The sequence below is a fragment of the Streptomyces sp. NPDC046335 genome (assembly GCF_055587985.1).
In genome coordinates this window covers 1-23070 of record NZ_JBVJFF010000012.1, presented here as the reverse complement: position 1 = coordinate 23070, position 23070 = coordinate 1, and the positions used below count along the sequence as shown (strand labels likewise).

Below are 23070 nucleotides of genomic sequence, written 5' to 3'. Positions count from 1 at the left end.
ACATGATGCCCAGGCATCAGCAGGACCGGGCAGCGGCCCCGAGAGGCAAGAAGATCCTGGTGACCGGCGGCACCGGCCAGGTGGCCCGGCCGGTGGCCGAGGCGCTGGCGGAGCACAACGAGGTGTGGTGCCTGGGGCGGTTCGGCACCCCGGGCATCGAACGCCGGCTCAACGAGCACTCCATCACCACCCGGTACTGGGACATGGCCGACTCCTCGGCGCAGGCGCTCGCCGGCGTGCCGGACGACTTCACCCACGTCATGCACTCGGCCGTACGCCGGGGCGAGGACGGCGACGTCGACACGGCCATCGAGGTCAACTCGGCGGCGGCGGGCAGACTCATGGCCCACTGCCGCGACGCCGAGGCCTTCTTGTACGTGTCGACAGGCGCGGTGTACGCCCGGCAGTCCCTGGACCACCGCTACACCGAGACCGACCCGGTCGACGGAGTCGCCGACTGGCTGCCCGCCTACCCGGTGGCCAAGCTCGCGGCCGAGGGCGCGGTCCGCGCCTTCGCCCAGGTACTCGGCCTGCCCACCACCATCGCCCGGCTGAACATCGCCTATGGGCCCGGAGGCTACGGCGGCGTGCCGATGCTGTACTTCAAGCGCATGCTGGCGGGCGAGCCCATCGCCGTGCCCCTGGAGGGGCAGAACTGGTGCTCTCTGCTGCACAGCGACGACCTGGTGGACCAGGTGCCCCGGCTGTGGGAGGCCGCCACGTATCCGGCGCGGCTGGTCAACTGGGGCGGCGACGAAGCGGTCGGCATCACCGACTGCGTCCGCCACATGGAGGAACTGACGGGCGTCGAGGCGAAACTCGTGCCCAGCGCCGTCACCAGGGAGACCTACCAGTTCGACCCCACTCTGCGCCGGGCGCTGACCGGCCCCTGCGCGGTCGGCTGGCGGGACGGCATCCGCCGCACCCTGGAGGCGCACTTCCCCGGCCACGTCCGTGTGCCGGCCCACATCTGAGGAGCGAGATCCCATGAACCCCACTCCCGTGCTCGCGCCCTCGCGCCAGCTCGCCCTGATCCAGGCGGCCTACGAGGCGTTCCACGCCCGTGACGTCGACGCTCTGCTCGGCATCCTCGACCCGGAGATCCAGTGGGTGCACCCCGACGGCATGACCGACTACGGTCTCGGCGGCTCCCGCACCGGTCACCAGGGAGTCAAGGCCTTCCTGTCCCGCGTCCCCACGTTCGTCGCCGGGATGCGCCTGTACCCCCAGGAGTTCGTGGAGTCCGGCGACCGCGTCGTGGTGTTCGGCTTCCGTGACGTCACGTCGCTGAGCGGGCGGACCGAGCGGCTGAAGTTCGTGCACTCCTGGACGCTGCGGGGCGACCGGGCCGTGCGTATGGAGGACGTCTTCGACACCGTCCTCTTCCACCGGCTCATCGAGAGCTGAACCGGGCCACCGAGGAGCCGGGCCGTACCGCGGTCCCCGTCCACGCGACGGGGGCCGCGCCCTCACGCCTCGATCCGGCGGCGGACGGCGGTCAGGATCTCCCTGCGGACGAGCCCGGCGGGCAGCCGGATGACCGTCCAGTACCGGCGGAACCGGCTCCGGGCCACCTCGTCGGTGCCGAAGACCCGGGTCTCCGTGCTCAGGACGCCGTCGACGAACCGGAAGTCGAAGGCCACCTTCGTCGAGGCGGGCTCGGCGTAGGCGCGGAACCAGGTCACGCGCGCCCCGTCGGCGTCGTCCGGCGGGAACGGCTCACCGCCCGACACCGCGGCGAGCACCAGCTCCCGGTCGTCGCGCGTCAGTACCGCGAAGCCACTGGAGAGGAACTCGCCGAGGACCGCGCCGGCCGGGTCACGGCGTACGCGGCCGAACGACGCGGCCCGCAACAGCGAGCTGAACAGCGGCACTTCCGACCACGTGACCTCCATGACGGCCCGGAGGACCTCCTCGCGCGGCCCGTCGATCCGCATGCGGTGCGGGCGCTTGCGGAAGTGCCACCGCGGCATCACGTCGTCCAGACGGGCCCCGGGACCGCCCCCGGCGTTCTCCTCGGTGCTCATTCAGCGGGCCGTGGCCTTGCCGAAACTGCGCAGGGTGGCCGGGACGATCAGCGCGAACAGGACCGCCAGGGACACGAGGGCCACCACACCGGGGTGATCGGCGGCGAACCCGTCGCCGTGGGCGGTGGTCGAGTTGCCCCACAGCCGTCGGCACTGGTCGGTGACCGCGGTCAGCGGATTCCACTGGGCGACCGTGCGCAGCCAGCTCGGCAGCCCGTTCAGCGGGATGAAGGCGCTCGACAGGAACATGAACGGCATGACGATCACGAAGCCGAGGGAACCCACCGCCTCGGCGCTGCGCAGGGTGAGCCCCAGGAGCGCGCCGCCCCAGATGGCCAGGAATCCGAGCAGCATGATCAGGCCGAACCCGGCGAGGGCGGACCAGAAGCCGCCGTGAATGCGCCAGCCGATCGCCAGACCGACCACGGACATCACGGCACAGGCGATGGCCGAGAGGAGGAGATCCGACACCGTCCGCCCGATGAGGACGGCGGACCGGGACATGGGCAGGGACCGGAACCGGTCCATGATGCCGTTGCTCAGGTCCTCGCACACGCCCACACCGGTCGTGGTCATCCCCGCCACCATGACCTGGGCGAACACGCCCGCCATGAAGTACTCGCGGTAGTCGGCTCCCGGTACGTCCATGGCGCTGCCGAGGATGTACCCGAAGGCGAGGACCATGGTCACCGGCATCACGGTGACGGAGAGCAGCTTCTGCGGGACCCGGCGGATGTGTTTGACGTGCCGGCCGATCAGGGCCATGCCATCGACGACTACCTCGCTCATGCCGCGTTCCCCGCTTCTGCGTCCGGCTCCGAATCCTGGACCGGTGTTCCGTGACCGGTCAGGCTGAGAAAAACATCGTCGAGCGACGGCTTGCGAAGGCTGAAGTCGACGATGTGCGCGCCCTCGCCCTTGAGCGCGGTGACCGCGGCCGCGACCGAGTCGATGCCGCCGTCGACGGGCACGGTCACCCGCCGGCCGCCTTCCCCGACAGTCGCCGCGCCCACGCCCCACTCACGCAGTGCGCGCGCGGCGTCCTGGGCCCGCACCGGATCGGCGAGGGTCACTTCGAGGCGCTGCCCGCCGACACCGACCTTCAGCTCGTCGGGGGTGCCGTCGGCTATCGTCCGGCCGTTCTTGAGCACGACGACACGGTCGGCGAGCTGGTCGGCCTCTTCGAGGTACTGGGTGGTCATGAGCACGGTCGTGCCGCGGGCGGTCTGCTCGCGGACCAGCTCCCACATGGCGATGCGGTTGATCAGGTCCAAGCCCGTCGTCGGCTCGTCGAGGAACACCACGGGCGGGTCGGCGAGCAGACTCGCCGCCAGGTCGAGACGCCGGCGCATACCGCCGGAGTACGTCTTGACCTGGCGGTCCGCCACGGCGGTCAGGTCGAACCGCTCCAGCAGGTCGTCGACCCGGCCGCGGACCTGGTGGCGGCCGAGGTGGTAGAGGGTCCCGATGAGCCGGAGGTTCTCCAGGCCGGTCAGCCGCTCGTCGACCGCCGCGTACTGCCCGGCGAGGCCGATGTTGCGCCGGACCTCCTTGGCCTGTCGGACCACGTCGAGTCCGACGATGCGGCAACTGCCGGAGTCGGGCCTGAGCAGGGTCGTCATAAGCCGGACCGTGGTGGTCTTGCCGCAGCCGTTCGGACCCAGCAGGCCCAGCACCGTCCCCCGGGGGACCGCGAGATTGAGCCCGTCGAGAGCCTTGTGACGTTCGTAGCTCTTGGAAAGGTCGTGGGTCTCTATGGCGTACTCCACGCCAGCCTCCTCGATCGGTGCAACGACCTGGATCCGTTCACACACCGCCGGCGACAGGCCGACGGGCGCCCTGACGGTACGCAGTTCGCGGGCCCGCCCTCCAATCCACTGCGAATACTTCGATATGGCGCGGCTCCGGCGCGCTTGTAACACCTCCCGGCCGCGCGGAAGGCGTCTCTACACGTTCCTGCACCGAATCGCCCCTCCGGTGCGGTGCGGCGTGAAAATGGTGCCGACACGGTGGGACGGAGTCTTTCTCGTCCACGGACAGCGAATTGTTTGAGGAGAGTTGGTCATGCACGAGCGAGAGCTCCGCGCCTTCGTCTCGATCGCAGAGACAGGGAGAATGGACCAGGCGGCCAAGTGCCTGGGCTATTCCCAGCCGGCCGTCAGCTATCAGATCAAATGCCTGGAGCAGGCCCTGGGCACCAAATTGTTCGTCCGGGACTCGACCGGGGCCCGGCTGACCCGCGAGGGACGGATGATCCTGCCCTCGGCGCGCGCCATGCTCAGCCTGTTCGAGAGCATCAAGAGCGTCGCCGCCTGACCGCGTGGCGGCCGGCCCGGGCGGCGGCCACCCGCCCCGCCAGTGTCGTCGTGATCGGCGTATGCGGCCAGCGGCGCATTCAGGCTTTGAAACTGGATTGGCCCACGGCCTGTTCGGGCGGCCAGACTCCCCTCGGCGGAGCGGCACCGGCACTATCCGGGGCCAACGGCCTTTCGCTCACAGTGACTTCGCGGGCGCCGGAAGCGTGGCGAACACCACGTTCCAGCGACGAGCCGTCGGCCGGGGCATCACCCGTGATGGCACCTTCTGGACACGACATCGGACTGAGCCGGGAACCTCGGCTTAGCGTTGGCGCGCTCGGCGACCCCGACCGCGGCAACAGGGAGGACGGTATGAGCACGTCGGTACGTCCGGATCGGACGCGGGAGCCGTGTGCGCCCCCGGCGCAGGCCCCGGCCGCGCGCACGGCGGGGTGGCGCGGACGTCCTCCCTACGGCTACCGGGTCACCACCGGTGCGTACCGGTCGGCGCTCGCGGTCGTTCCCGACGAGGGCGCCGCGGCAGTCGTCCGCCGGATCTTCTCCGAGTACGCCGGGGGCAAAGGCCTCCAGGAGATCGCCGAGCGGCTGACGGACGACGGCATCTCCAGCCCGAGCGCACATGCCGGTGCGGAGGATGACGGGGCATCGGCCCGGTCGGCCCACGGGACGGCCTGGTCCAAGGGGGCCGTGCGGTCGATCCTGGTGAACCCGCGCTACGCGGGGGATTCATCGGCGGCCTTCCAGCCGATCGTGCCGACCGCGGTGGCGGACCGCGTCACCGAGCTGTTCGCGGCCCGCCGGACGAGCACCGGCCGGTCCCTGCCGTCCGGGCGTACCTACGTCCTGCGCGGCCTGGTCCGCTGCACGTGGTGCCACCGGCTGATGCAGGGCACCCACAACAACGGCGAGTCCTACTACCGGTGCCGCCTCCCCGGAGCCTCCACGCGGGCCGGCGGCCAGGACGAGCATCCGCGCAACGTGTACCTGCGGGAGCAGGCGGCCGTCGGCGCGGTGCTCACCTGGCTGCGGGGTGCGCGCGCCGCCGCCCACAAGGCCGGCCGCGTACTGGGGGCGCTGCCCGACGTCCCGGGTGAGGAGCACGCCGCGCTGTTCCGCTCCCTGGGGCTGCACATGACCTACTCGGACACCTCGCGCACCCTGCGGGTGAAGGCCGCCGTCGGAGCCGGGGGCATGCCCCTGAGCGGCGCGCTGCGCCTGTGACCCGCAGGCAAGAAACAGAAGGAGCAACGATGTCCGCTGTCACCCTGCTGCCGGGGGAGACCCTGACGCGCCTGGACGACACCGGAGTCACCCTGAGCGTGGCAGTCGACCCCAAGGCGCCCGTGTTCGCCGGGCACTACCCCCACTTCCCCCTGCTCCCCGGCGTGTTCCTGCTCGACCTGACGCAGCGCGCGGTGCGCCGCTTCGCCGACGGGCACGGGCGCGGCATGCGGCTGGAGTCCGTCGTGTCGGCGCGCTTCCTCGCCCCGGTCGCCCCGGGCGCCGAGCTCACCGTCGACTGCACCTTCGCGCGGGGCGAGGACTCGCTGTGGACGGTGAGCGGCCGCTGCACGGCCGACGGCGCGAAGGCGGCCACCTTCCGCCTGCGCTACCGCGAGCTCCAGTGACTCCCGCCCACCGACCGGCCAACCGCATGAGAAAGGCAGACCGCACATGTCCGCTACGTTCGGGCCCGGAACGGCGAAGTCGCTGATTCCGCACCGCTACCCGATCCTGCTCGTGGACCGGGTGCTCACGGTCACGGCGGGCCACGGCATCTCCACCCTCAAGGCCGTGACGTGCAACGAGCCCTGGTACCAGGACGTCCCCGAGGGCGCGGAGGACGGCGCGTACGCCTACCCCACCGCCCTGCTGATCGAGTCCTGGTGCCAGAGCGCCGCCCTGCTCGCCGCCCGCACCGATCAGGGCGGAACGGGGGAGGGTGACGTCGTCCTCTTCGGCGGCATGTCCGATGTGGCGGTCCACGGGCAGGCGTACCCCGGTGACGTGGTGCGCCACGAGGTGAAGCTGGTGCAGCGGACGGCCGGCGCGACGTTCTTCGAAGGCACCGCGTCGGTCGGCGGCGAGCCGATCCTCACGGTCGGCCGCGCGGTGACGCTGGTAAAGCCCGCCACCGCCCTGGAATCCGCGGCCGGACGCTGATCCCAAAAGAATTCACGGGCGTTTTCGAAATGCGCCGCCCGTGTGTTTGGCGTGCCGATTTCCGGCCGGAAAGCCGATTAGTTCTGAACCCCCATAAAGGCTGGAAGTGCCGGAGTGGGGCGCATTAATCTCACTGTGTAAAGGCGAGATTCGCCTCTCTGGAAGATGGAGAATGAGAATGCCAACCGTCATGAAGCAGGAGCAGCTCGAAGAGATCCGCGAGATCGTGGCCGAGGTTCTCGAGGTGGAGCCCGAGGAGATCACCGAGACCAGCAACTTCGCCGCCGACCACGAGGCGGACTCGCTGCGCGCGATCGAGATCCTCGCCCGCCTGGAGAAGAAGTACAAGGTCGAGATCCCGCAGTCGGACCTCCCGAAGATGGAGAACCTGACCGCGGTCTACGAGATCCTCGCCGAGCGCGCCGGCTGGCTGGACTGATCACATGCGACGGGTAGTCATCACGGGCCTGGGGCCTGTCTCGAGCATCGGTATCGGAGCGACCGCTTACGAGCAGGCGCTGCGGCAGGGCGTCAACGGCGTCTCGCCCATCGAGTGCTTCGATACCACGGGTTTCCCTTACTACATGGCCGGAGAGGTGCACGACTTTCGGCCGGAGGACATGGTCCGTCGGCTGTCTGTCGAAGAGTGGGGCCGCACCAGCCTCTTCGCCGCGTCCGCCGCCCGCCTCGCGGTGGCGGACTCCGGCATCGACGAGGACGTCCTGGCGTCCTCGGCGGCCGGCTCCACGATGGGAACCACCGGCGGTGAGACGCAGATTTTGGAGCGCCTCACCGCCGACTCCCTGGCCGTCGGCCCCGCCGGCCTCGACGCCGGCCTCGTGCGGCAGGTGTCCAGCGCCCGCATCTCGCAGGCGGTCAACCGCGAACTGCGCCTGACCGGCGACGCGGTGACGCTGTCCACCGCGTGCTCGGCCAGCAACTACGCCCTCGGCTTCGCCAGCGACCTCATCCGCTCCGGCGAGATGGATTACATGATCGCCGGTGGTGCGGACTCGGTGCACCGCTGGTCGCACGCCGGGTTCTACCGGCTGGGCGCGCTCACCGAGAAGGCGTGCTCGCCCTTCGACAAGGACCGCGCAGGCATCATCACCGGCGAGGGCGGCGCCGCCATGTTCCTGGAGAGCCTGGACTCGGCTCTCGCCCGGGGCGCGCGGATCCACGCCGAGGTCCTCGGCTACGGCCTCAACTGCGACGCCAGCCACATGGTCGCGCCGGACCGGGCGAGCATCGCCGCGTGCATGCGCCTCGCCCACAAGAACGCCGGGATCAGGCCCGAGGACGTGGACTACATCTGCGCCCACGGCACCGGCACACCCGCCAACGACTACACCGAGGCCAGCGCGGTGGTCGACGTCTTCGGCGACGACCCGCCGCCGATCAGCTCGACCAAGTCGATGCTGGGCCACGCGATGGGCGCCGCGAGCGGCCTGGGCGCGATCGCCTCGGTGCTCGGCATCACCGGCTCCTTCCTGCCGCCGACCATCAACTTCAGCACTCCGGACCCGGCGCTGCCCGCGATCGACCCGGTACCCAACCACGCCCGGGACGCGGACGTCCGCATCGCCCAGGTCAACGGATTCGCCTTCGGCGGCAACAACGCCATCGTCGTCCTCGGGAGGATGTCATGACGACCGCGCCCAGTAGTACCGCGGCCGCCCCGGCGCCGAGGACGGCGGCCACCGCGACCCTGGCGATCACCGGCTTCGGCGTGCTCTCGGGAGCGGGCCTCGGACCCGAGGCCCTCGCCGCGGCGCTCGGCAACCCGAGCCCGAGCGACGTCTCCGGGATGTACGAGGAGCCGCTGCCGCGCCAGGAGGCGCACGCACTGGTCGACTTCAAGGTCCGCGACCACCTCGGCCGCAAGGGCACCTCGTTCTTCGACCGTTCGACCGCGCTCGGCCTGGTCGCCTGCAAGGCCGCGCTCGCCGACTCCGACCTGGAGGTCGACGACGGCAATCGCGACCGCATCGGCATCACCATGGGCACCACCACCGGCAGCGCCAAGTCGACCAGCGACTACAGCAAGGACACCTTCACCCAGGACCGTCCCTACCTGGTCAACCCGCTGCTGTTCCCCAACGCCGTGATGAACTGCACGGCCGGGCAGGCGGGCATCTGGTTCGGCCTCAAGGGCCCCAACGCCACGGTGGCCGGCGGCCACATGGCGATGCACAACGCCCTGCGGTACGGCCGCAACCTCATCAACTGCCACTACGCGGACGCCCTGCTCGTCGGTGCCGTGGAGGAGTTCAGCCCGCACACCGCGTGGGCCGCGCACTACACGCAGTCCGTCGAGGGCGGTGACCTGCCCGCCGGGGAGGGCGCCGCGGTGTTCGTGGTCGAGCGCGCCGAGGAGGTGCGCGCGGCGGGGCGCGCGATGGACGCCGAGGTGCTGGCCGTCGAGGCCGGTGTCTTCGAACCGCCCGGTCCCGACGGGGCCTTCGCCGCGGGGCTGGAGACCTGCCTGCGGCGGGCCCTGGACCGCGCCGGGGTGGCGCCCGGCGACGTCGCCACCGTGGCGACGGCCTGGAGCGGGATGCCCCGCCTGGACGACGCCGAGGAAGCGGCCGTCACCGCCGTGCTGGGCACGGACGTGCCCCGGCTGCGGGTCAAGGAGTCCACCGGCGAGGCGCTCAGCGTCACCGGTGCCTTCCAGGTCGCCGCGGTCCTCGCGCGCCACCGTGCCGAACCGGACCGCGACGGCGAGATCTCGGTCATCACCACCCGCTCCGCGGAGGGCGCCGCCGGTGCGGCGGTCATCAGGGGGTGGAGCCGTGCCGGCGGCCATCACGGGTAGCTCCATGGTCACCTGCCTCGGTGACCTGGAGGCCACCTGCCTGGCCCTCCTGGAAGGGCGCGACGGGGTCGCTCCGCTGACTCTCGGCGACCCCGGCAAGCTCGGCGTCACCCACGGCTACGAGATCCAGGACGATCAGGCGAGGCCCCGGTTGCGCCTGGCCGGGGACTGGCTCGCCGGCTGCGTGACCGAGGCCCTGCGCGCCGCCGGGGTCGACCCCGCGCGGCGCCGGGTGGCGGTGGTCGTGGGCACCGGCCTGCGTGAGCTGCGCGGCGTCGAGCAGTGGCACGCCGACGGCGCGCAACTGCGCCTGGCGCAACTGCACTTCGGAGAGGCCGTACGGGCAGCGGTGCCCGAGGTCACCGAGGTGCACACCATCGCCAACGCGTGCGCGGCGTCCGGATACGCGCTCGCGCTCGGCGCGGACATGCTCGAACTGGGCGACGCCGACGTGGTGGTCGCCGCGGGCTGCGACACGATGACGGAGAGCATGCTCACCGTCATCGGCAAGGTCACGGCCGGCACCTCCGACATGGTCCGCCCGTTCGACGAGGACCGCCCGGGCGTCCTGCTCGGCGAGGGCGCGGCAGCCGTCGTACTGGAGCGCCCCGAGGACGTCACCGACGGACGGCCCACTCTCGGCGTGCTCCGCGGCGTCGGCCTCACCTGCGACGCGTACCACGAGACCGCGCCCGACCGGGCCGGGATCGTCGCGGCCATGCGCCAGGCCCACGAGTACGCCGGGATATCGGCGGACGACATCGGTCTGGTGGTGGCGCACGGCACGTCCACCGGCCTCAACGACCCCACCGAGGGGGCGGCCCTGCTCGACGTGTTCGGCCCCGAAGGACCGCCGGTCACGGCCATCAAGGGCGCGATCGGCCATACGTCGGGCGGCTCGGCACTGATGAGCGTGCTCGTCGCGCTCACCGCCATGCGCGCCGGGACCGTCCCGCCGGTGACGGGGCTGCGCAAACCGATGCCGGAGGCCGAGAAGCTCAACCTCGTGCACGGCGCCCCGCTCCGGGTGAGCCCGCGCCTCGCGCAGGTCGACGCCTTCGGTTTCGGCGGGGTCAACGCGGTGACGATTGTGGAGGCGACTGATGGCTGACCGCGACCCGCAGGTCGTACTGGCGGGCTGGGCCGTGCACGTGCCCGGCACGGGGGCGGCCGAACTGCCCGGCTCCCCGCAGGAGCCCGCCTGCTCGGCGGCGGACGCCAAGCTCGTCCTCGGCCGCAAGGGACTGCTCGGCAAGGAGCCGGCCACCCGGCTGGCCCTGTGCGCGGTGCACCGGGCGCTCGGCCTGCCCGCGGGCCGGGCCGCCGGGCCGGTGGACCGGGCGGCGGGCACCGCCGTCGTCGTCGCCTCGAACCTCGGCAACGCCGGGACCGTCTGCGCGATGGTCTCGGACATGCGCGAGGGCGGCGGCGCCGCGGTGAGCGTCCTGGACGCGCCGAACGCCTCCAGCAACATCATCGCCAGCAGCATCGCGATCCGGTACGGCTTCACGGGACCGAACCTCGCGGTGTGCAGCGGCGCGACGGCCGGACTCGACGCCGTGCAGCTCGCCGCCCGGCTGCTGCGCGCCGGCCGGGCCCGGCGCGCCGTCGTCGTGGGGGTCGAGCCCGCGGACCCGGTGGCCCGGGGCCTTGATGCGCTGCGCCCGGACGGCGGCCGGCTGACCGAAGGCGCAGGCTGTGTCCTGCTCGGCGTGGACGGCGCCTGGCCCGGCCGCGCGGCCGTCGCCATCGGCTCCGTCGAGCGGTACGGCGAACGGCCCGCCACCGCGGAGCCCGGCATGGGCAGCCGCTACGGCGCCGACGGTGTCATCGGCCTGGCGGTCGCCGCCGAGCGGCTGGTCACCGGGCAGGCCGCGGGCCCGCTCACGGTGGCCTGCGGCGACCGCGAGGACGCCTGGGCCGGTGTGACCGCGGCCCTGCGCGAACCGATCGGCGGCGCGGCATGACCCAGTGGGACACGGTGGCCCGGACCGACGGCCTGGAGGTGCGGCGCGGCCCGGGGGAAGGGCCCGTCCTCGTCGCCGCCCACGGCATCGAGGACTCCTGGGGCATCTGGTGCGACCTCGCGGACCGACTGCCCGGATACCGCCTGTACGCGCTCCAGCTGCCCTGGCACGGCGGCAACTCCTACGCCTGGCGGGCCGAGGGCTCGCCGGGCGAGTGGCTGCGCCGCGCCCTCGACCTGGTACCCGAGCGGCCCGCCGTCCTGGTGGGCCACTCGTTCGGGGCCAACGCCGTACTGGAGTACCTCGCCGGGTGCGAGGACGGCCCCGGCATCGAGGCGGCCGTGCTCGCGGCACCGTTCTACCGCCCGGTCGGCTTCCCCGTGTCCCCCGCGGTCCGACTGCGGCAGGAGGGCGCGCTGCGCAAGGTGATCCGCCAGGGAGTCACCCTCGCGCTCGGCCCCCGCGCGGCCCGGATCGACCCGGAGATCATCGCCTCGATGACCCGCAAGGCGAGCGATCGCGCCGTCGTCGGCGGACTGCCCGTCTTCCGCCGGGAGTTCGAGGCGTCCGGCAGGCTCGACCTCTCCGGCGTCACGGTCCCCACCCTGGTCCTCGCCGGGGTGGACGACGAGTCGCTCACCCCGATGCGGGCCGCCGCGCTCGACCGCGCCATGCCCGCGGCCACCGTGCGGCTGCGCGGGGTGTACGGGCACTTCTGCCATGTGACGCAGGCGCGGGAGCTGGCCCGGGAAGTCGACGCGTTCCTGCGCGGCATCCCGTCCGCCGCGCCTGTTCCCGGCGCGGCCCCCGAACCCGTATCCGCACGTGAATCCGTACCTGCACCGGAATACGTATCCGCATCGGCGGAATCCGTGTCCGGACCCGAATTCTACGAAGAAGGCACTGTGACGAATCTGCTTGACGGCGCCCCCACGACCTATGTCGGAATGCCCCGCTACGAAGGCGCCAACATCCGCACCTGGATCGGGTTCAAGCACTTCATGTACCTGGCCGAAGAAGCCGTACTGGAGTACTTCCGCGAGCGCGGTGTCGGGGCCCGTGACATGTACCACCGCTACGGCCTCGGCCTGGAGATCGTCGACTCCTCGGTGCAGCTGCCCGCGACGCTCTTCGTCGACGACCGGGTCTACGCCACGGTGGTCTCGGCCACGCCCAAGCCGGAACAGGGCGCGCCGTTCACCGTCACGCTGACCGTCGAGCGGGACGGCGAGGCCGTCACCGTACTCAAGGGCAAGATGCGTGTCGCCCTCGTCACCGTCAAGGACGGCTCGGGCACGGAGCCGGTGCCCGCGATCCTCGAAACCTTTGTGGTGCCCGAGGTGGCGGCCCTCGCCAACGCCAAGTCCGCGAGCCTGCCCATCGCCCCCGGCCAGGAGGTCGCCGACGTCCTCGTCCCCGAGGGCTCCGGCGCGCACCTGTGGTCCTGGCGGGCCCCGTACTACTACTGCCACTTCTCCGACCGGCTCCAGCACTCGGCCTACGTGCGCACGCTGGAGGAGGTCGTCGACCGCTTCCTGCACGCCCGGGGCCTCGCCATCGGCCGGCTGCTCGAGGAGCGGGCGTGGATCCCGGTCGTCTCCCGTGCCCGTGTGCAGATGCTGTCCGACATCTTCATGGAGGAGACCGTGCACACGGTCTTCACCGTCGAGGACGTCATCAAGGACACCGTCTACACCGCCCGTATGGACTGCTACGTGCGCCGGGGCGACAGCCTGGAGCTGGGCGCGACGGCGACGATCATGCACGGCTACGCCATCAGCAAGGGCGAGAAGGCCGGCACGGTCGCGCTGTTCGACGAGGACGTCAAGGCGGCGCTGCTCGGGGGGCAGGCGTGAGGAGGCCGCCCCGCCTGTACTTCTCGCTGCGCAGCCCGTTCAGCTGGATGGCGGTGCGCCTGCTGGAGGAGCGGATTCCGAACGCGCAGGAACTCATCGAGTACGTGCCGTTCACCGAGCCGGACGAGCAGAGCCTCGCCGAGCTCGAAGCGCGCGGCGGCGAGTTCCACTACGTCGCCATGAGCAAGGCCAAGCACCTGTACATCCTCAGCGACACCAAGCGCCTGGCCGCGAAGCACGGCTTCGCCATGAAGTGGCCGATCGACACCGGCGACGAGTGGTGGGAGCTGCCGCACCTCGGCTGGCTCAAGGCGCGGGAACTGGGCGTGCACCGCGAGTACTACAGCGCGGTCATGGCCGCCCGCTGGGAGCGCGGCGAGGACATCTGCGACCGCGAGACGCTGCGCCGCGTCTGCCGTGAGGCGGGCCTGGACGGCGACGTCCTGGCGGCCGCCCCCGAGGACCCGGCCATCCGGGAGCAGGGCGTCCAGGCACTCATGGACGTGTACGAGGACGACGTGTTCGGCGTCCCGTACTTCCGGCTCGGCAGGCACCGCTACTGGGGCCTCGACCGCCTCGACGACTTCATCACCGCGCTCGAACAGCAACTGGCGGCCACCGCCGCGAAGGGCTGAGACATGAGCGTGAGCACCCCGCGCCGACGCCCCTGGGAGCCGCTCCCGCCGGCGGCGGGCGACACCAGGACCGATGACCCGCTGGCGGACGTCCCCCTGGTGCTGGAGGACCGATTCGCCTTCTTCGTCGCCGCGCTGGAGCGGCAGCTCGCCGCCGTCACCGTCACCGGAAGGGAATGAGGAAGAGGAATGAGTACGACCACGAACGCCTCGCGGACTGACGGTCCCGGGGAGCCGTCCACCGGCTACCCGCTGGTGGACGAGGAGTGGGGCGAGGACCCGCTGGCCGGCATCCCGAAGGAGGCCGTCGGCCGCGTCGGCGCCCTGGACCGGGACACCGCCGGCGGCTGCGGCTGACATGCCGCCCGTGTTGATCCACCTACTGGCTGAGGAGAGAGAGCAGTGACCGAAGAGGGATGCACCGTCGTCACGGGCGGTTCCAGGGGCATCGGACGCGCCGTGGCCGTCCGCCTGGCGCAGGAGGGCCGCAACATCGCCTACTGCTACCGCTCGGGTGTGGAGGCGGCGGAGGAGACCGAGAAGCTGGTCCGCGAGGCGGGCGTGCAGGTCTACCACGCCCCGTGCGACGTGTCCGACTTCGACGCCGTGCAGGCGTTCGTCGCCGACGCGGAGAAGGCGATCGGTCCGGTCCGCGCCCTGGTCAACTCCGCGGGCATCGTCCGCGACAACCCGATGGTCCTGATGCCCCCGGAGGACTGGCGGGCCGTCATCTCCACCAACCTCGACGGCACGTTCAACTTCTGCCGCGCGGTGGTCTTCGGGTTCATGAAGCGCAAGGAGGGCGCGATCGTCAACATGTCCTCCGTCGCGGGCATCGACGGCAACGCCACGCAGACCAACTACTCCGCCTCCAAGGCGGGCATCCAGGGCATGAGCATCTCGCTCGCCAAGGAGCTGGCCGCCTACGGCGTGCGGGTCAACGTGGTCGCCCCCGGCTTCATCGAGACCGACATGACCGAGGTGCTCACGGAGAAGGTGCGCGCCCAGGCGCTGAAGAGCATCCCGATGCGCCGCTACGGCGGTGCCGACGAGGTCGCCGACCTCGTCTCGTTCCTGCTGTCCTCGAAGGCCGGTTACATCACCGGCGAGGTCATCCGGGTGGACGGCGGAGTCGTGCTGTGACCCCCGTCGTCCCGCCGCCCGTGCCCGGCGCCGCCATCGAGGCCGGCCGCCGGGCACGGGCGGTCCCGCTCCCGGCTGTGGACGGCTGCACCGTCCTGTCGGCCACCGAGGTCACCGCGCACAAGCTCGTCCGTGCCGACGACCCCTACATGGAGGGCCACTACCCGGACTTCACCATCTACCCGGGCGCGTTCCTCATCGAGTCCGTCTACCAGGCGGTCCTGCATCTGGTGTGGGAGAACCACGGCGAAGGGGCCTTCGCGGAACCGGCACGGATCATCTCCACCCGTTTCCTCGCGGCACTGCGCCCCGGCGACCGGCTCGACATCCACTGCGTGGCCAGGGCCGGGGCCGGGGGCCCGGACGAGCTGGAGGTCACCGCCGACTGCCGCCGGGGGGACGCCCTGGCCGCGAAGGTCTCGATGGCCTTCCGGATCGTCTCCGGCGCCGGCGCCGGCACCGGCACCGGCGCGGCCACCGGGACCGGCAGTGGTGGCACACGGACCCCCGCAACCGGTCCGGAACCGGCGCTCCTTGAGCACGCCGAGATCCGCGGCACGATCCCGCACGCCCACCCCATGCTGCTCGTCGACCGGGTCCTCGCCCTCGACCCCTACGACCGCATCGTCACCAGCAAGGCCGTGACCGGCAGCGAACCCTGCTACGCGCGGCTGGCACCCGACGCGGGGGAGCGCGCCCTGCGCTATCCGCCGTCCCTCCTCATCGAGTCCTGGGGACAGAGCGGTGCCCTGCTGTGGCTGCGGCGCGAGCGGGACAAGGGACAGCCCGGCGGCAACGCCCCGATCCTGGCGACCGTGCGCGACATCGTCTTCCACCGGGGCGTCCACCCCGGGGACACCCTGCGGCACACCGTCCGCATCGACCAGTACACGTCCGTCGGTGTCGTCATGAGCGGTCAGATCCACCGGGGTGACGAGCTGGTCGCCGAGATCGGCCAGGCCCTCGCCGTGCTCCGCCCGTCCGGCGAACTGTTTTGAAGTATTGAAAGCAAGCGCGACCTCCGCGTGCTCCGCGCATATTCTCACTGTGCTGCCGGATCGGATCAATGAGCTTCAGTGAAATCTGAAAGTGCCGCCGATTACCGGAAAAGGCGAACTTCGCGCGTTGACGAGAAATTCCACCGTGGTTTCGACCTTGCCGGACCGGTGCCGAGAAAACCAACGGAGGGGAACAACAATGTCAGCAGTGCCTGCTGAAGCCATTGATCTCACTGCGGCGCAGCGCGGCATGTGGTTCGCTCAGCGGCTGGACCCGGACAACGCCATCTACAACATCGCCGAGTACGTCGACATCCGGGGCCCGCTCGACCGGACGGCGTTCACCGAGGCGCTGCACCGGGTCCTGGGCGAGGCCGAGGCGCTGCGGACCGCGTTCCACCAGCACGACGGCGAGCCGGTGCAGAGCGTGCACCCGGCCCCGCCCGCCCGGATCCGCACGGTCGACGTCAGCGCCGAACCGGTCCCGGAGGCGGCCGCCCTCGACTGGATGCTGGCCGACGCGCGCACGGCGGTGGACCCCGCCCGGGACCCGCTGTACCTGTTCGCCCTCATCGACCTCGGCGGCGAACGGCTCCAGTGGTACTACCGAGCCCACCACATCGCCCTCGACGGCTTCAGCGGCGGCCTGATCGCCACGCGCGCCGCCGAGCTCTACCGGGAACTCACCGGCGGCCGGGCCCCCGACCCCGGGCGGGCGTTGGGCGGCCTCACCGAACTCGTCGCGGCCGACGCGGCCTACCGCGCGTCCGACGGCTTCGCGGCCGACCGGGAGTACTGGCTCGACCGTTTCGGGGACCGCCCGGAACCCGCCAGCCTCTCGGGCGGCCAGCCGACGATGCCCTCCTCCTTCCACCGGCGCACCGGCCGTCTCCCCGACCCGGTCACCGAAGGGCTGCGCCGGCTCGCACGGGAGACCAACACGAGCTGGCCGGTCGTCACCGCCGCCGCCATCGCGCTGTACATGGCGAAGATGACCAACAGCACCGACGTCGTCCTCGGTCTGCCGGTCGCCGCCCGCCGCGTCGGAGCCGCCCGCCGCATCCCGGGCATGGTCTCCAACGTCCTGCCGCTGCGCGTCCCCGTACCGGCCACGGCCACGGTCGCCGAACTGGTCAAGGCGGCAGCCGAGGCGATGCACGGCGCGGTGCGACACCAGCACTACCGTTACGAGGACCTGCGCCGCGACCTGAAGCTCATCGGCGACGACCGCCGGCTCGTCGGCCCACAGGTCAACTTCCTGATGTTCGACACCGACTTCTCGATCCCGGGCTGCGAGACGGTCTCGCACAGCCTCACCGTCGGCCCCAACGACGACATGACGTTCGTCGTCGACGGCCGTCCTGGCCGTCACGGCCTCGCCATCGACCTGCACGCCAACGGCGACGTCTACGAACCCGGCGACGTCGACCGGCACGGCGCCCGGTTCGAACACCTCCTGGCCGAGCTGGCCCGTTCCGCGCCGGAGCGGCCCCTCGGCCGCATCGAGGTGGCGACCCCCGCCGAACAGGACCGCCTCGTCCACGGCCTGAACGACACCCGCCACGACACCGGCACCCTCAGCGCCCTCCTCGAAGCCCAGACGACCCGCACCCCCGACGCCGAAGCCCTCGTCTTCGGCGACGAGTCGCTGACCTACCGGGAGCTGCACATCCGGGCCAACCGGCTCGCGCACCGGCTCATCGACCAGGGCATCGGCCCCGAGGACCGCGTCGCCGTCGCGCTGCACCGCTCGGTGGACCTGGTCGTGGCGCTGCTCGCCACGCTCAAGTCCGGCGCCGCCTACGTGCCCGTCGACCCCGGCCACCCCCGCGACCGCATCGAGTACGTCCTCGACGACGCGCGGCCGGCGGCGGTCCTCACCACCACGGGCTCCGCCGCGCACCTGCCCGCCACGGACTGCCCGCGGCTGTGCCTCGACGACCCCGGCACCCGCGAGGACCTCGCCCGGTACCCCGGCACCGACCCCACCGACCGGGACCGCACCACCGCACTCCGGTCGAACCACCCGGCATACCTCATCTACACCTCGGGCTCCACCGGCCGCCCCAAGGGCGTCGTCGTCCCGCACGCCGGAATCGCCAACCGGCTCCAGTGGATGCAGGGCCAGTACCGTCTCACCGGCGATGACCGTGTCCTCCAGAAGACCCCCTCGGGCTTCGACGTGTCGGTCTGGGAGTTCTTCTGGCCGCTGGCCGAGGGCGCCACCCTGGTCGTGGCGCGGCCCGACGGGCACAAGGACCCCGCGTACCTCGCGGAGATCATCCGCGCACAGCGGATCTCCACTCTGCACTTCGTCCCCTCCATGCTCCAGGCGTTCCTGGCCCGCGCCCCCTTCGCCGAGACCTTCCCCGGCCTGCGCCGGGTCGTATGCAGCGGCGAGGCACTGCCCCGCGAGACCCAGCGCCAGTTCTTCGCCGCGCTCCCCGAGGTGGAACTCCACAACCTGTACGGCCCGACCGAGGCGTCCGTCGACGTCACCGCCTGGCAGTGCGGGCCCGACGACAGGGACGACAGCGTGCCGATCGGCGCGCCCGTATGGAACACCCGTGCCTACGTCCTCGACGCCGCGCTGCGGCCCGTACCTGCGGGCGTCCCCGGTGAGCTGTACCTCTCCGGCGTCCAGCTGGCCCGCGGCTACCTCCACCGCGCGGCGCTGACCGGCGAACGGTTCGTCGCCGACCCGTTCCGCGACGGCGAGCGGATGTACCGGACCGGTGACCTGGCCCGGTGGCGCGACGACGGCAACCTGATCTTCCTGGGGCGCTCCGACGACCAGGTGAAGATCCGTGGCTTCCGCGTCGAACTCGGCGAGATCGAGGCGGCACTCTCCGACCTCGACGAGGTGACGCAGGCCGCGGTGATCCTGCGGTCCGACGGCCCCGGCGGCAGCCAGCTCGTCGGCTACGCGACCCTGCGCCCCGGCACCGACGCGCACCCCGCCGACCTGCGCCGCGCCATGGCGGACCGGCTGCCCGAGTACATGATCCCGGCCGCCGTCGTCGTCATGCCCGACCTGCCGACCACCGCCAACGGCAAGCTGGACCGCCGTGCCCTGCCCGCGCCGGACTACGGCGGCCTCACCACGGGCACCGCCGCCCGCGACGAGGCCGAGGAGATCCTCTGCCGGGCCTTCGCCGAGGTGCTCGGCCTGGACACCGTCGGCGTCACCGACAACTTCTTCGACCTGGGCGGCGACAGCATCGTCGCGATGCGCCTCGTCTCCCGGGCCCGCGCCCGCGGTCTGCTCGTCACCGCCGAGGACGTCTTCGCGTACAAGACCGTCGAGGCCCTCGCCCCACGTGCCACGGCCATCGGGACGGGCGGCGCCGACGAGGTGGGCCCGGTGGGCGACGTCCCCGCCACACCGATCATGGAGTGGCTGCGCGGCCGCGGCGAACACATCGACCGCTTCGGCCAGTTCGCCCTCGTGCAGACCCCGGCCGGCGTCCGCGCCGAGCACCTCGACACCGCGCTGCGCGCCCTGCTCACCCACCATGACGCCCTGCGGGCCCGCCTGGTCCGCTCCCCGTCGTGGCGGCTCCACATCGCCGATGCCGCCGACGCCACCGCCCTCACCCAGGTCGTCGATGTCGCGGACCTCGGCCAGGAGGCCCTTGCCGCCACCATCGCCACCCACCGGGAGGCCGCGGCGGACCGGCTGGCCCCGGACGACGGCGTGATGGTGCAGGCGGTCTGGTTCGACGCCGGAAGCACGCGGCCAGGCAGGCTGCTGCTCGTCCTGCACCACCTCGTGGTCGACGGCGTCTCCTGGCGTGTCCTGCTCGACGACCTGGAGAGCGCCCACGGCGCCGCGGCAGCCGGCCGCACCCCCGACCTCGGCGCGCGCGGCACCTCCTTCCGCGCCTGGGCCCACCGGCTCACGGACGAGGCCCGCAAGCCCGAGCGGGTCGCCGAACTCCCGGCCTGGACCGCCCATGTCACCCGCCCCGCGCCGCTGCTGCCGGGCGGCGACCCGCTCGACCCGGCTCGCGACACCGTGGCCCACCTCGTCTCCCTCGACACCGCACTCGGCCCCGCCCTGACCGAGCCGCTCCTGACCACCGTGCCGGCCAGGATCAACGGAGCCGTCACCGACGTCCTGCTGGCCGCGCTCATGATGGCGGTCCCGCAGTGGCGCGGCGCCGACGAACCCGGCGGAGGACGGCTCACCGTCGCCCTGGAAGGCCACGGCCGCGTACCGCTCGGCGAGACGCACGACCTGTCGAGGACCGTGGGCTGGTTCACCTCCCGCCACCCGGTGACGCTCGGCCTCGACCCGGCGGACGCGCGGGCCGCGAGCCGGGGCGGCACCGCCGCCGACGACGCCCTCAAGCAGATCAAGGAACAGCTCCGCACCGTCCCCGGCGACGGAATCGGCCACGGACTGCTGCGGCACCACAACCCGGACACCGCCGCCGAACTCGCGGACCGGCCCGAACCCGACGTGGGCTTCAACTACCTCGGCCGCTTCGACGCCGCCGCCACCGGACCGGACACCTGGGGCCTCGCGCCCGGCGAGGCCCTCGGTGAGATCACCGACCCCGCCATGCCCGCCGCGCACCGGATGGACATCAACGTCATGGTGCGGGACGGTGCGGACGGCCGCCGCCTCACCGCCCGGTGGACCTGGCCGAAGGCCCTGATCACCGAGGAAGCGGCCACCCGCCTCGCCGACCTCTGGCAGCGCTGCCTGGAAGCCCTCATCACCAGCGCGGAACAGTCGGACACCGCCGTCCAGACGCCGTCGGACCTCACCTTGAACACCCTCAGCCAGAGCGATCTTGACGCGCTCGAAGACGAGTTGGCCCGAGAATGGGAGATTGCCCAGTGAAGCAGTCGCGTATTGAAGACGTCCTTCCGCTCGCGCCCCTTCAGGCCGGCCTGCTCTTCCACGCACAGTTCGACGAGACCGCCCCCGACGTCTACACCGTGCAGTTCGCCCTTTCGCTGAGCGGCCCGGTCGACGTCCCCGCCCTGCACAGAGCCGCGGCCAAGCTGCTTGAGCGCCATCCCGGCCTGCGGGCCGGCTTCCGCGCCCGCCGCGACGGCGACTTCGTCCAGGTGGTGCACCGCACCGTCCCGCTGGACTTCACCGAGCACGATCTGAGCGCCCTTGACCCGGCGGACCGCGGACGGGAGCAGGAGCGCCTGGTCGCCGAGGACCGCGCCCGCCGCTTCGACCCGGCCGTGCCCCCGCTGCTGCGGTTCACCCTGATCCGGCTGACCGACGACAGCCACGTACTGCTGCTCACCAACCATCACATCCTCCTCGACGGGTGGTCGATGCCCCTGCTCATCGAGGACCTCCTGCGCCTGTACGCCGACGCCGAAGGCCGCGACCTGCCGCCCGCCGTCCCGCACCGCACCTACCTGGCCTGGCTGATGCGCGAGGACGCGGCGGCGCACAAGGCGGCCTGGGGCGAACTCCTCGACGGCGTCGAAGAGGCGACCCTCCTGGCACCCGACGTCCCCGCCGACGCCGACAAGACCCCCCTGAACCACTTCGTCCAGCTCTCCGCCGAGACCACCGAAGAGCTGAACACGTTCACCCGCGCGCACGGCCTGACCGCCAACACCGTGGTGCAGGGCGCCTGGTCGCTCCTCCTGGCCCACCACACCGGCCGCGACGACATCCTCTTCGGCGCCACCCTGGCGGGCCGCCCCGCCGAGGTCCCCGGCGCGGAGTCCATGGTCGGCCTGTTCATCAACACCGTCCCGGTACGCGCACGGGTCCGCCCCGACGAGGCGGTACTGCCCCTGCTCGAACGCCTCCAGCAGCAGAGCCTGCGCATGGCCCGGCACCAGTACGTCGGCCTCGCCGACATCCAGCGCACCGCCGGCATGGGCGAACTCTTCGACTCCCTGGTGGTCTTCGAGAACTTCCCGCACGAGCTGGACCGCGAGATCCCCGGCACCGGACTGCGCCTGGCCGGCGTGGAGCCGCACGACGCCACGCACTACCCCCTGGCCCTGGTGATGGCCCCCGGCCCGCGTCTCACCCTGCGCTTCAACTACCAGTCGGGCGCACTCGACCGCGCCGAGGTGGCGGCCATCTCGGACCGCCTCGTCAGGATCATCACCGCGATCATCCGCGACGCGGCTCAGCCGGTCGCGGCCATCGACGTGCTGGGCGAGGCAGAGCGCCACCGGGTCCTGGTGGAGTGGAACGAGGTGCCGGGTTCGGCGGCGACCGAACCGTCGACGCTGCCGGCCCTGTTCGAGCGCCAGGTCGCGTCGGTGCCGGATGCGGTGGCGCTGGTGCGCGGTGACGTGGAGCTGACGTATGCGGAGCTGAACGAGCGCGCGAACCGCCTGGCCAGATACCTGATCGGCCGTGGTGTGGGCCCGGAGCGTTTCGTCGCTCTGGTGATGCCGCGTTCGGTGGAGCTGGTGGTGGCGTTGCTGGCGGTGGTGAAGGCCGGTGGCGCGTATGTGCCGGTCGATCCCGGCTATCCGGTGGAGCGGATGGCGTTCATGGTGGCTGACGCGGCGCCGGTGGTGGTGCTGACGCTGGACGGCGTGAATGTGGGTGATGTCGGCGCGGCCGATGTGGTGGTCGTGGATGATCCCGCGGTGGCCGGGCAGGTGGCCGCGCTGTCGGCGGCCGATGTCTCCGACAGCGAGCGGGACGAGCCGTTGCGGGTGGAGCACCCGGCATACGTCATCTACACGTCCGGTTCGACGGGCCGCCCCAAGGGTGTCGTCGTCACCCACCACGGCATCGCCCACCTGACCGCCTCCGAGATCGACCGCTTCGGCGTGGACGCCGCGAGCCGTGTCCTCCAGTTCTCATCGCCGAGCTTCGACGCCTCGGTGCTCGAAGTGTGCATGAGCCTCCTGGCGGGCGCCGCCCTCGTCGTCCCCACGACCGACGTCCTCGCGGGCGAGGAACTGGGTGCTCTCCTCGCCGAGGCCCGGATCAGCCACGCCCTCATCTCCCCCATGGCCCTCGCCGGCGTCCCGCCCCTCGAACTCCCCGAGTTCCGCGGCCTCGTCGTCGGCGGTGAGGCGACAAGTGCCGATGTGGTGGAGCGTTGGTCGGCCGGTCGGCGGATGGTGAATGCGTATGGTCCGACGGAGTCGACGGTGTGTGTGTCGATGAGTGGTCCGTTGGCCGGTGGTGG

22 protein-coding genes are annotated in these 23070 nt (G+C 71.8%); 19 read left to right on the top strand and 3 right to left on the bottom strand.

Annotated elements, in window-relative coordinates; translation table 11 throughout:
* Nucleotides 1-5 precede the first annotated feature (5 nt).
* Nucleotides 6-974: an NAD-dependent epimerase/dehydratase family protein gene (locus ACZ6JY_RS28195; RefSeq protein ID WP_469200796.1), complete on the top strand. Its 969-nt coding sequence runs from the start codon at nt 6-8 to the stop codon at nt 972-974.
* 13 nt (nt 975-987) lie between these two features.
* Nucleotides 988-1407: a nuclear transport factor 2 family protein gene (locus tag ACZ6JY_RS28190; RefSeq protein ID WP_469200182.1), complete on the top strand. Its 420-nt coding sequence runs from the start codon at nt 988-990 to the stop codon at nt 1405-1407.
* Nucleotides 1408-1469: 62 nt separating this feature from the next.
* Here the strand turns inward: ACZ6JY_RS28190 and ACZ6JY_RS28185 are convergent, their stop codons facing one another.
* Genes ACZ6JY_RS28185 through ACZ6JY_RS28175 form a run of 3 tightly spaced genes read right to left on the bottom strand, consistent with a single transcriptional unit; the run spans nt 1470 to nt 3796 of the window.
* Nucleotides 1470-2027 (bottom strand): hypothetical protein, encoded by a 558-nt coding sequence (locus ACZ6JY_RS28185; protein ID WP_469200180.1) that lies wholly within the window; start codon nt 2025-2027, stop codon nt 1470-1472.
* Nucleotides 2028-2816, bottom strand: coding sequence for an ABC transporter permease (locus ACZ6JY_RS28180; RefSeq protein WP_469200178.1), 789 nt, complete (start codon nt 2814-2816; stop codon nt 2028-2030).
* Complete coding sequence (locus tag ACZ6JY_RS28175) at nt 2813-3796, bottom strand: ATP-binding cassette domain-containing protein (RefSeq protein WP_469200176.1); 984 nt, start codon at nt 3794-3796, stop codon at nt 2813-2815. The genes ACZ6JY_RS28180 and ACZ6JY_RS28175 overlap by 4 nt, the downstream gene beginning before the upstream one ends.
* Nucleotides 3797-4091: 295 nt before the next feature.
* Between ACZ6JY_RS28175 and ACZ6JY_RS28170 the strand changes: the two genes are divergently transcribed.
* The 17 genes from ACZ6JY_RS28170 to ACZ6JY_RS28090 all read left to right on the top strand — a co-directional run.
* The gene (locus tag ACZ6JY_RS28170; protein WP_158924300.1) at nt 4092-4343 is read left to right on the top strand and encodes a LysR family transcriptional regulator; all 252 of its coding nucleotides are present in this window, start codon (nt 4092-4094) and stop codon (nt 4341-4343) included.
* Between the two features lie 353 nt (nt 4344-4696).
* The gene (locus ACZ6JY_RS28165; protein WP_469200173.1) at nt 4697-5566 is read left to right on the top strand and encodes a recombinase family protein; all 870 of its coding nucleotides are present in this window, start codon (nt 4697-4699) and stop codon (nt 5564-5566) included.
* A gap of 29 nt (nt 5567-5595) precedes the next feature.
* On the top strand, nt 5596-5973 hold the full coding sequence (locus ACZ6JY_RS28160) for a 3-hydroxyacyl-ACP dehydratase FabZ family protein (protein ID WP_469200171.1): 378 nt from the start codon (nt 5596-5598) through the stop codon (nt 5971-5973).
* 46 nt (nt 5974-6019) lie between these two features.
* Complete coding sequence (locus tag ACZ6JY_RS28155) at nt 6020-6508, top strand: 3-hydroxyacyl-ACP dehydratase FabZ family protein (RefSeq protein ID WP_469200169.1); 489 nt, start codon at nt 6020-6022, stop codon at nt 6506-6508.
* A gap of 178 nt (nt 6509-6686) precedes the next feature.
* Complete coding sequence (locus ACZ6JY_RS28150; RefSeq protein ID WP_469200167.1) at nt 6687-6947, top strand: acyl carrier protein; 261 nt, start codon at nt 6687-6689, stop codon at nt 6945-6947.
* Between the two features lie 4 nt (nt 6948-6951).
* The gene (locus tag ACZ6JY_RS28145; protein WP_469200165.1) at nt 6952-8157 is read left to right on the top strand and encodes a beta-ketoacyl-[acyl-carrier-protein] synthase family protein; all 1206 of its coding nucleotides are present in this window, start codon (nt 6952-6954) and stop codon (nt 8155-8157) included.
* Nucleotides 8154-9326 (top strand): beta-ketoacyl synthase N-terminal-like domain-containing protein, encoded by a 1173-nt coding sequence (locus ACZ6JY_RS28140; protein WP_469200163.1) that lies wholly within the window; start codon nt 8154-8156, stop codon nt 9324-9326. Before ACZ6JY_RS28145 ends, ACZ6JY_RS28140 begins: the two co-directional genes overlap by 4 nt.
* On the top strand, nt 9304-10437 hold the full coding sequence (locus ACZ6JY_RS28135) for a beta-ketoacyl synthase N-terminal-like domain-containing protein (RefSeq protein WP_469200161.1): 1134 nt from the start codon (nt 9304-9306) through the stop codon (nt 10435-10437). The genes ACZ6JY_RS28140 and ACZ6JY_RS28135 overlap by 23 nt, the downstream gene beginning before the upstream one ends.
* Nucleotides 10430-11293, top strand: coding sequence for a beta-ketoacyl synthase N-terminal-like domain-containing protein (locus ACZ6JY_RS28130; protein WP_469200159.1), 864 nt, complete (start codon nt 10430-10432; stop codon nt 11291-11293). Before ACZ6JY_RS28135 ends, ACZ6JY_RS28130 begins: the two co-directional genes overlap by 8 nt.
* The gene (locus tag ACZ6JY_RS28125; protein ID WP_469200157.1) at nt 11290-13149 is read left to right on the top strand and encodes an alpha/beta fold hydrolase; all 1860 of its coding nucleotides are present in this window, start codon (nt 11290-11292) and stop codon (nt 13147-13149) included. Before ACZ6JY_RS28130 ends, ACZ6JY_RS28125 begins: the two co-directional genes overlap by 4 nt.
* The gene (locus tag ACZ6JY_RS28120; RefSeq protein ID WP_469200155.1) at nt 13146-13784 is read left to right on the top strand and encodes a DsbA family protein; all 639 of its coding nucleotides are present in this window, start codon (nt 13146-13148) and stop codon (nt 13782-13784) included. The genes ACZ6JY_RS28125 and ACZ6JY_RS28120 overlap by 4 nt, the downstream gene beginning before the upstream one ends.
* A 3-nt stretch (nt 13785-13787) precedes the next feature.
* Entirely contained in the window at nt 13788-13964 is a 177-nt protein-coding gene (locus ACZ6JY_RS28115) for a hypothetical protein (protein WP_469200153.1), read from the top strand.
* 9 nt (nt 13965-13973) lie between these two features.
* Complete coding sequence (locus tag ACZ6JY_RS28110; protein ID WP_469200151.1) at nt 13974-14141, top strand: hypothetical protein; 168 nt, start codon at nt 13974-13976, stop codon at nt 14139-14141.
* Between the two features lie 45 nt (nt 14142-14186).
* Nucleotides 14187-14927 (top strand): 3-oxoacyl-[acyl-carrier-protein] reductase, encoded by a 741-nt coding sequence (gene fabG / locus ACZ6JY_RS28105; RefSeq protein WP_469200149.1) that lies wholly within the window; start codon nt 14187-14189, stop codon nt 14925-14927.
* Nucleotides 14924-15925, top strand: a complete 1002-nt coding sequence (locus tag ACZ6JY_RS28100; protein WP_469200147.1) for an ApeI family dehydratase — start codon at nt 14924-14926, stop codon at nt 15923-15925. Before fabG ends, ACZ6JY_RS28100 begins: the two co-directional genes overlap by 4 nt.
* Before the next feature lie 208 nt (nt 15926-16133).
* Entirely contained in the window at nt 16134-20777 is a 4644-nt protein-coding gene (locus ACZ6JY_RS28095; RefSeq protein ID WP_469200145.1) for an amino acid adenylation domain-containing protein, read from the top strand.
* The coding region (locus ACZ6JY_RS28090) for a non-ribosomal peptide synthetase (RefSeq protein ID WP_469200143.1) at nt 20774-23070 on the top strand (2297 nt) is incomplete at its 3' end. The genes ACZ6JY_RS28095 and ACZ6JY_RS28090, both read left to right, overlap by 4 nt.

Coding starts and splice junctions, on each gene's coding strand:
- ACZ6JY_RS28195 (WP_469200796.1), top strand. CDS start 6: ATGCCCAGGCATCAGCAGGACCGGGCAGCGGCCCCGAGAGGCAAGAAG.
- ACZ6JY_RS28190 (WP_469200182.1), top strand. CDS start 988: ATGAACCCCACTCCCGTGCTCGCGCCCTCGCGCCAGCTCGCCCTGATC.
- ACZ6JY_RS28185 (WP_469200180.1), bottom strand. CDS start 2,027: ATGAGCACCGAGGAGAACGCCGGGGGCGGTCCCGGGGCCCGTCTGGAC.
- ACZ6JY_RS28180 (WP_469200178.1), bottom strand. CDS start 2,816: ATGAGCGAGGTAGTCGTCGATGGCATGGCCCTGATCGGCCGGCACGTC.
- ACZ6JY_RS28170 (WP_158924300.1), top strand. CDS start 4,092: ATGCACGAGCGAGAGCTCCGCGCCTTCGTCTCGATCGCAGAGACAGGG.
- ACZ6JY_RS28165 (WP_469200173.1), top strand. CDS start 4,697: ATGAGCACGTCGGTACGTCCGGATCGGACGCGGGAGCCGTGTGCGCCC.
- ACZ6JY_RS28160 (WP_469200171.1), top strand. CDS start 5,596: ATGTCCGCTGTCACCCTGCTGCCGGGGGAGACCCTGACGCGCCTGGAC.
- ACZ6JY_RS28155 (WP_469200169.1), top strand. CDS start 6,020: ATGTCCGCTACGTTCGGGCCCGGAACGGCGAAGTCGCTGATTCCGCAC.
- ACZ6JY_RS28150 (WP_469200167.1), top strand. CDS start 6,687: ATGCCAACCGTCATGAAGCAGGAGCAGCTCGAAGAGATCCGCGAGATC.
- ACZ6JY_RS28145 (WP_469200165.1), top strand. CDS start 6,952: ATGCGACGGGTAGTCATCACGGGCCTGGGGCCTGTCTCGAGCATCGGT.
- ACZ6JY_RS28140 (WP_469200163.1), top strand. CDS start 8,154: ATGACGACCGCGCCCAGTAGTACCGCGGCCGCCCCGGCGCCGAGGACG.
- ACZ6JY_RS28130 (WP_469200159.1), top strand. CDS start 10,430: ATGGCTGACCGCGACCCGCAGGTCGTACTGGCGGGCTGGGCCGTGCAC.
- ACZ6JY_RS28125 (WP_469200157.1), top strand. CDS start 11,290: ATGACCCAGTGGGACACGGTGGCCCGGACCGACGGCCTGGAGGTGCGG.
- ACZ6JY_RS28115 (WP_469200153.1), top strand. CDS start 13,788: ATGAGCGTGAGCACCCCGCGCCGACGCCCCTGGGAGCCGCTCCCGCCG.
- ACZ6JY_RS28110 (WP_469200151.1), top strand. CDS start 13,974: ATGAGTACGACCACGAACGCCTCGCGGACTGACGGTCCCGGGGAGCCG.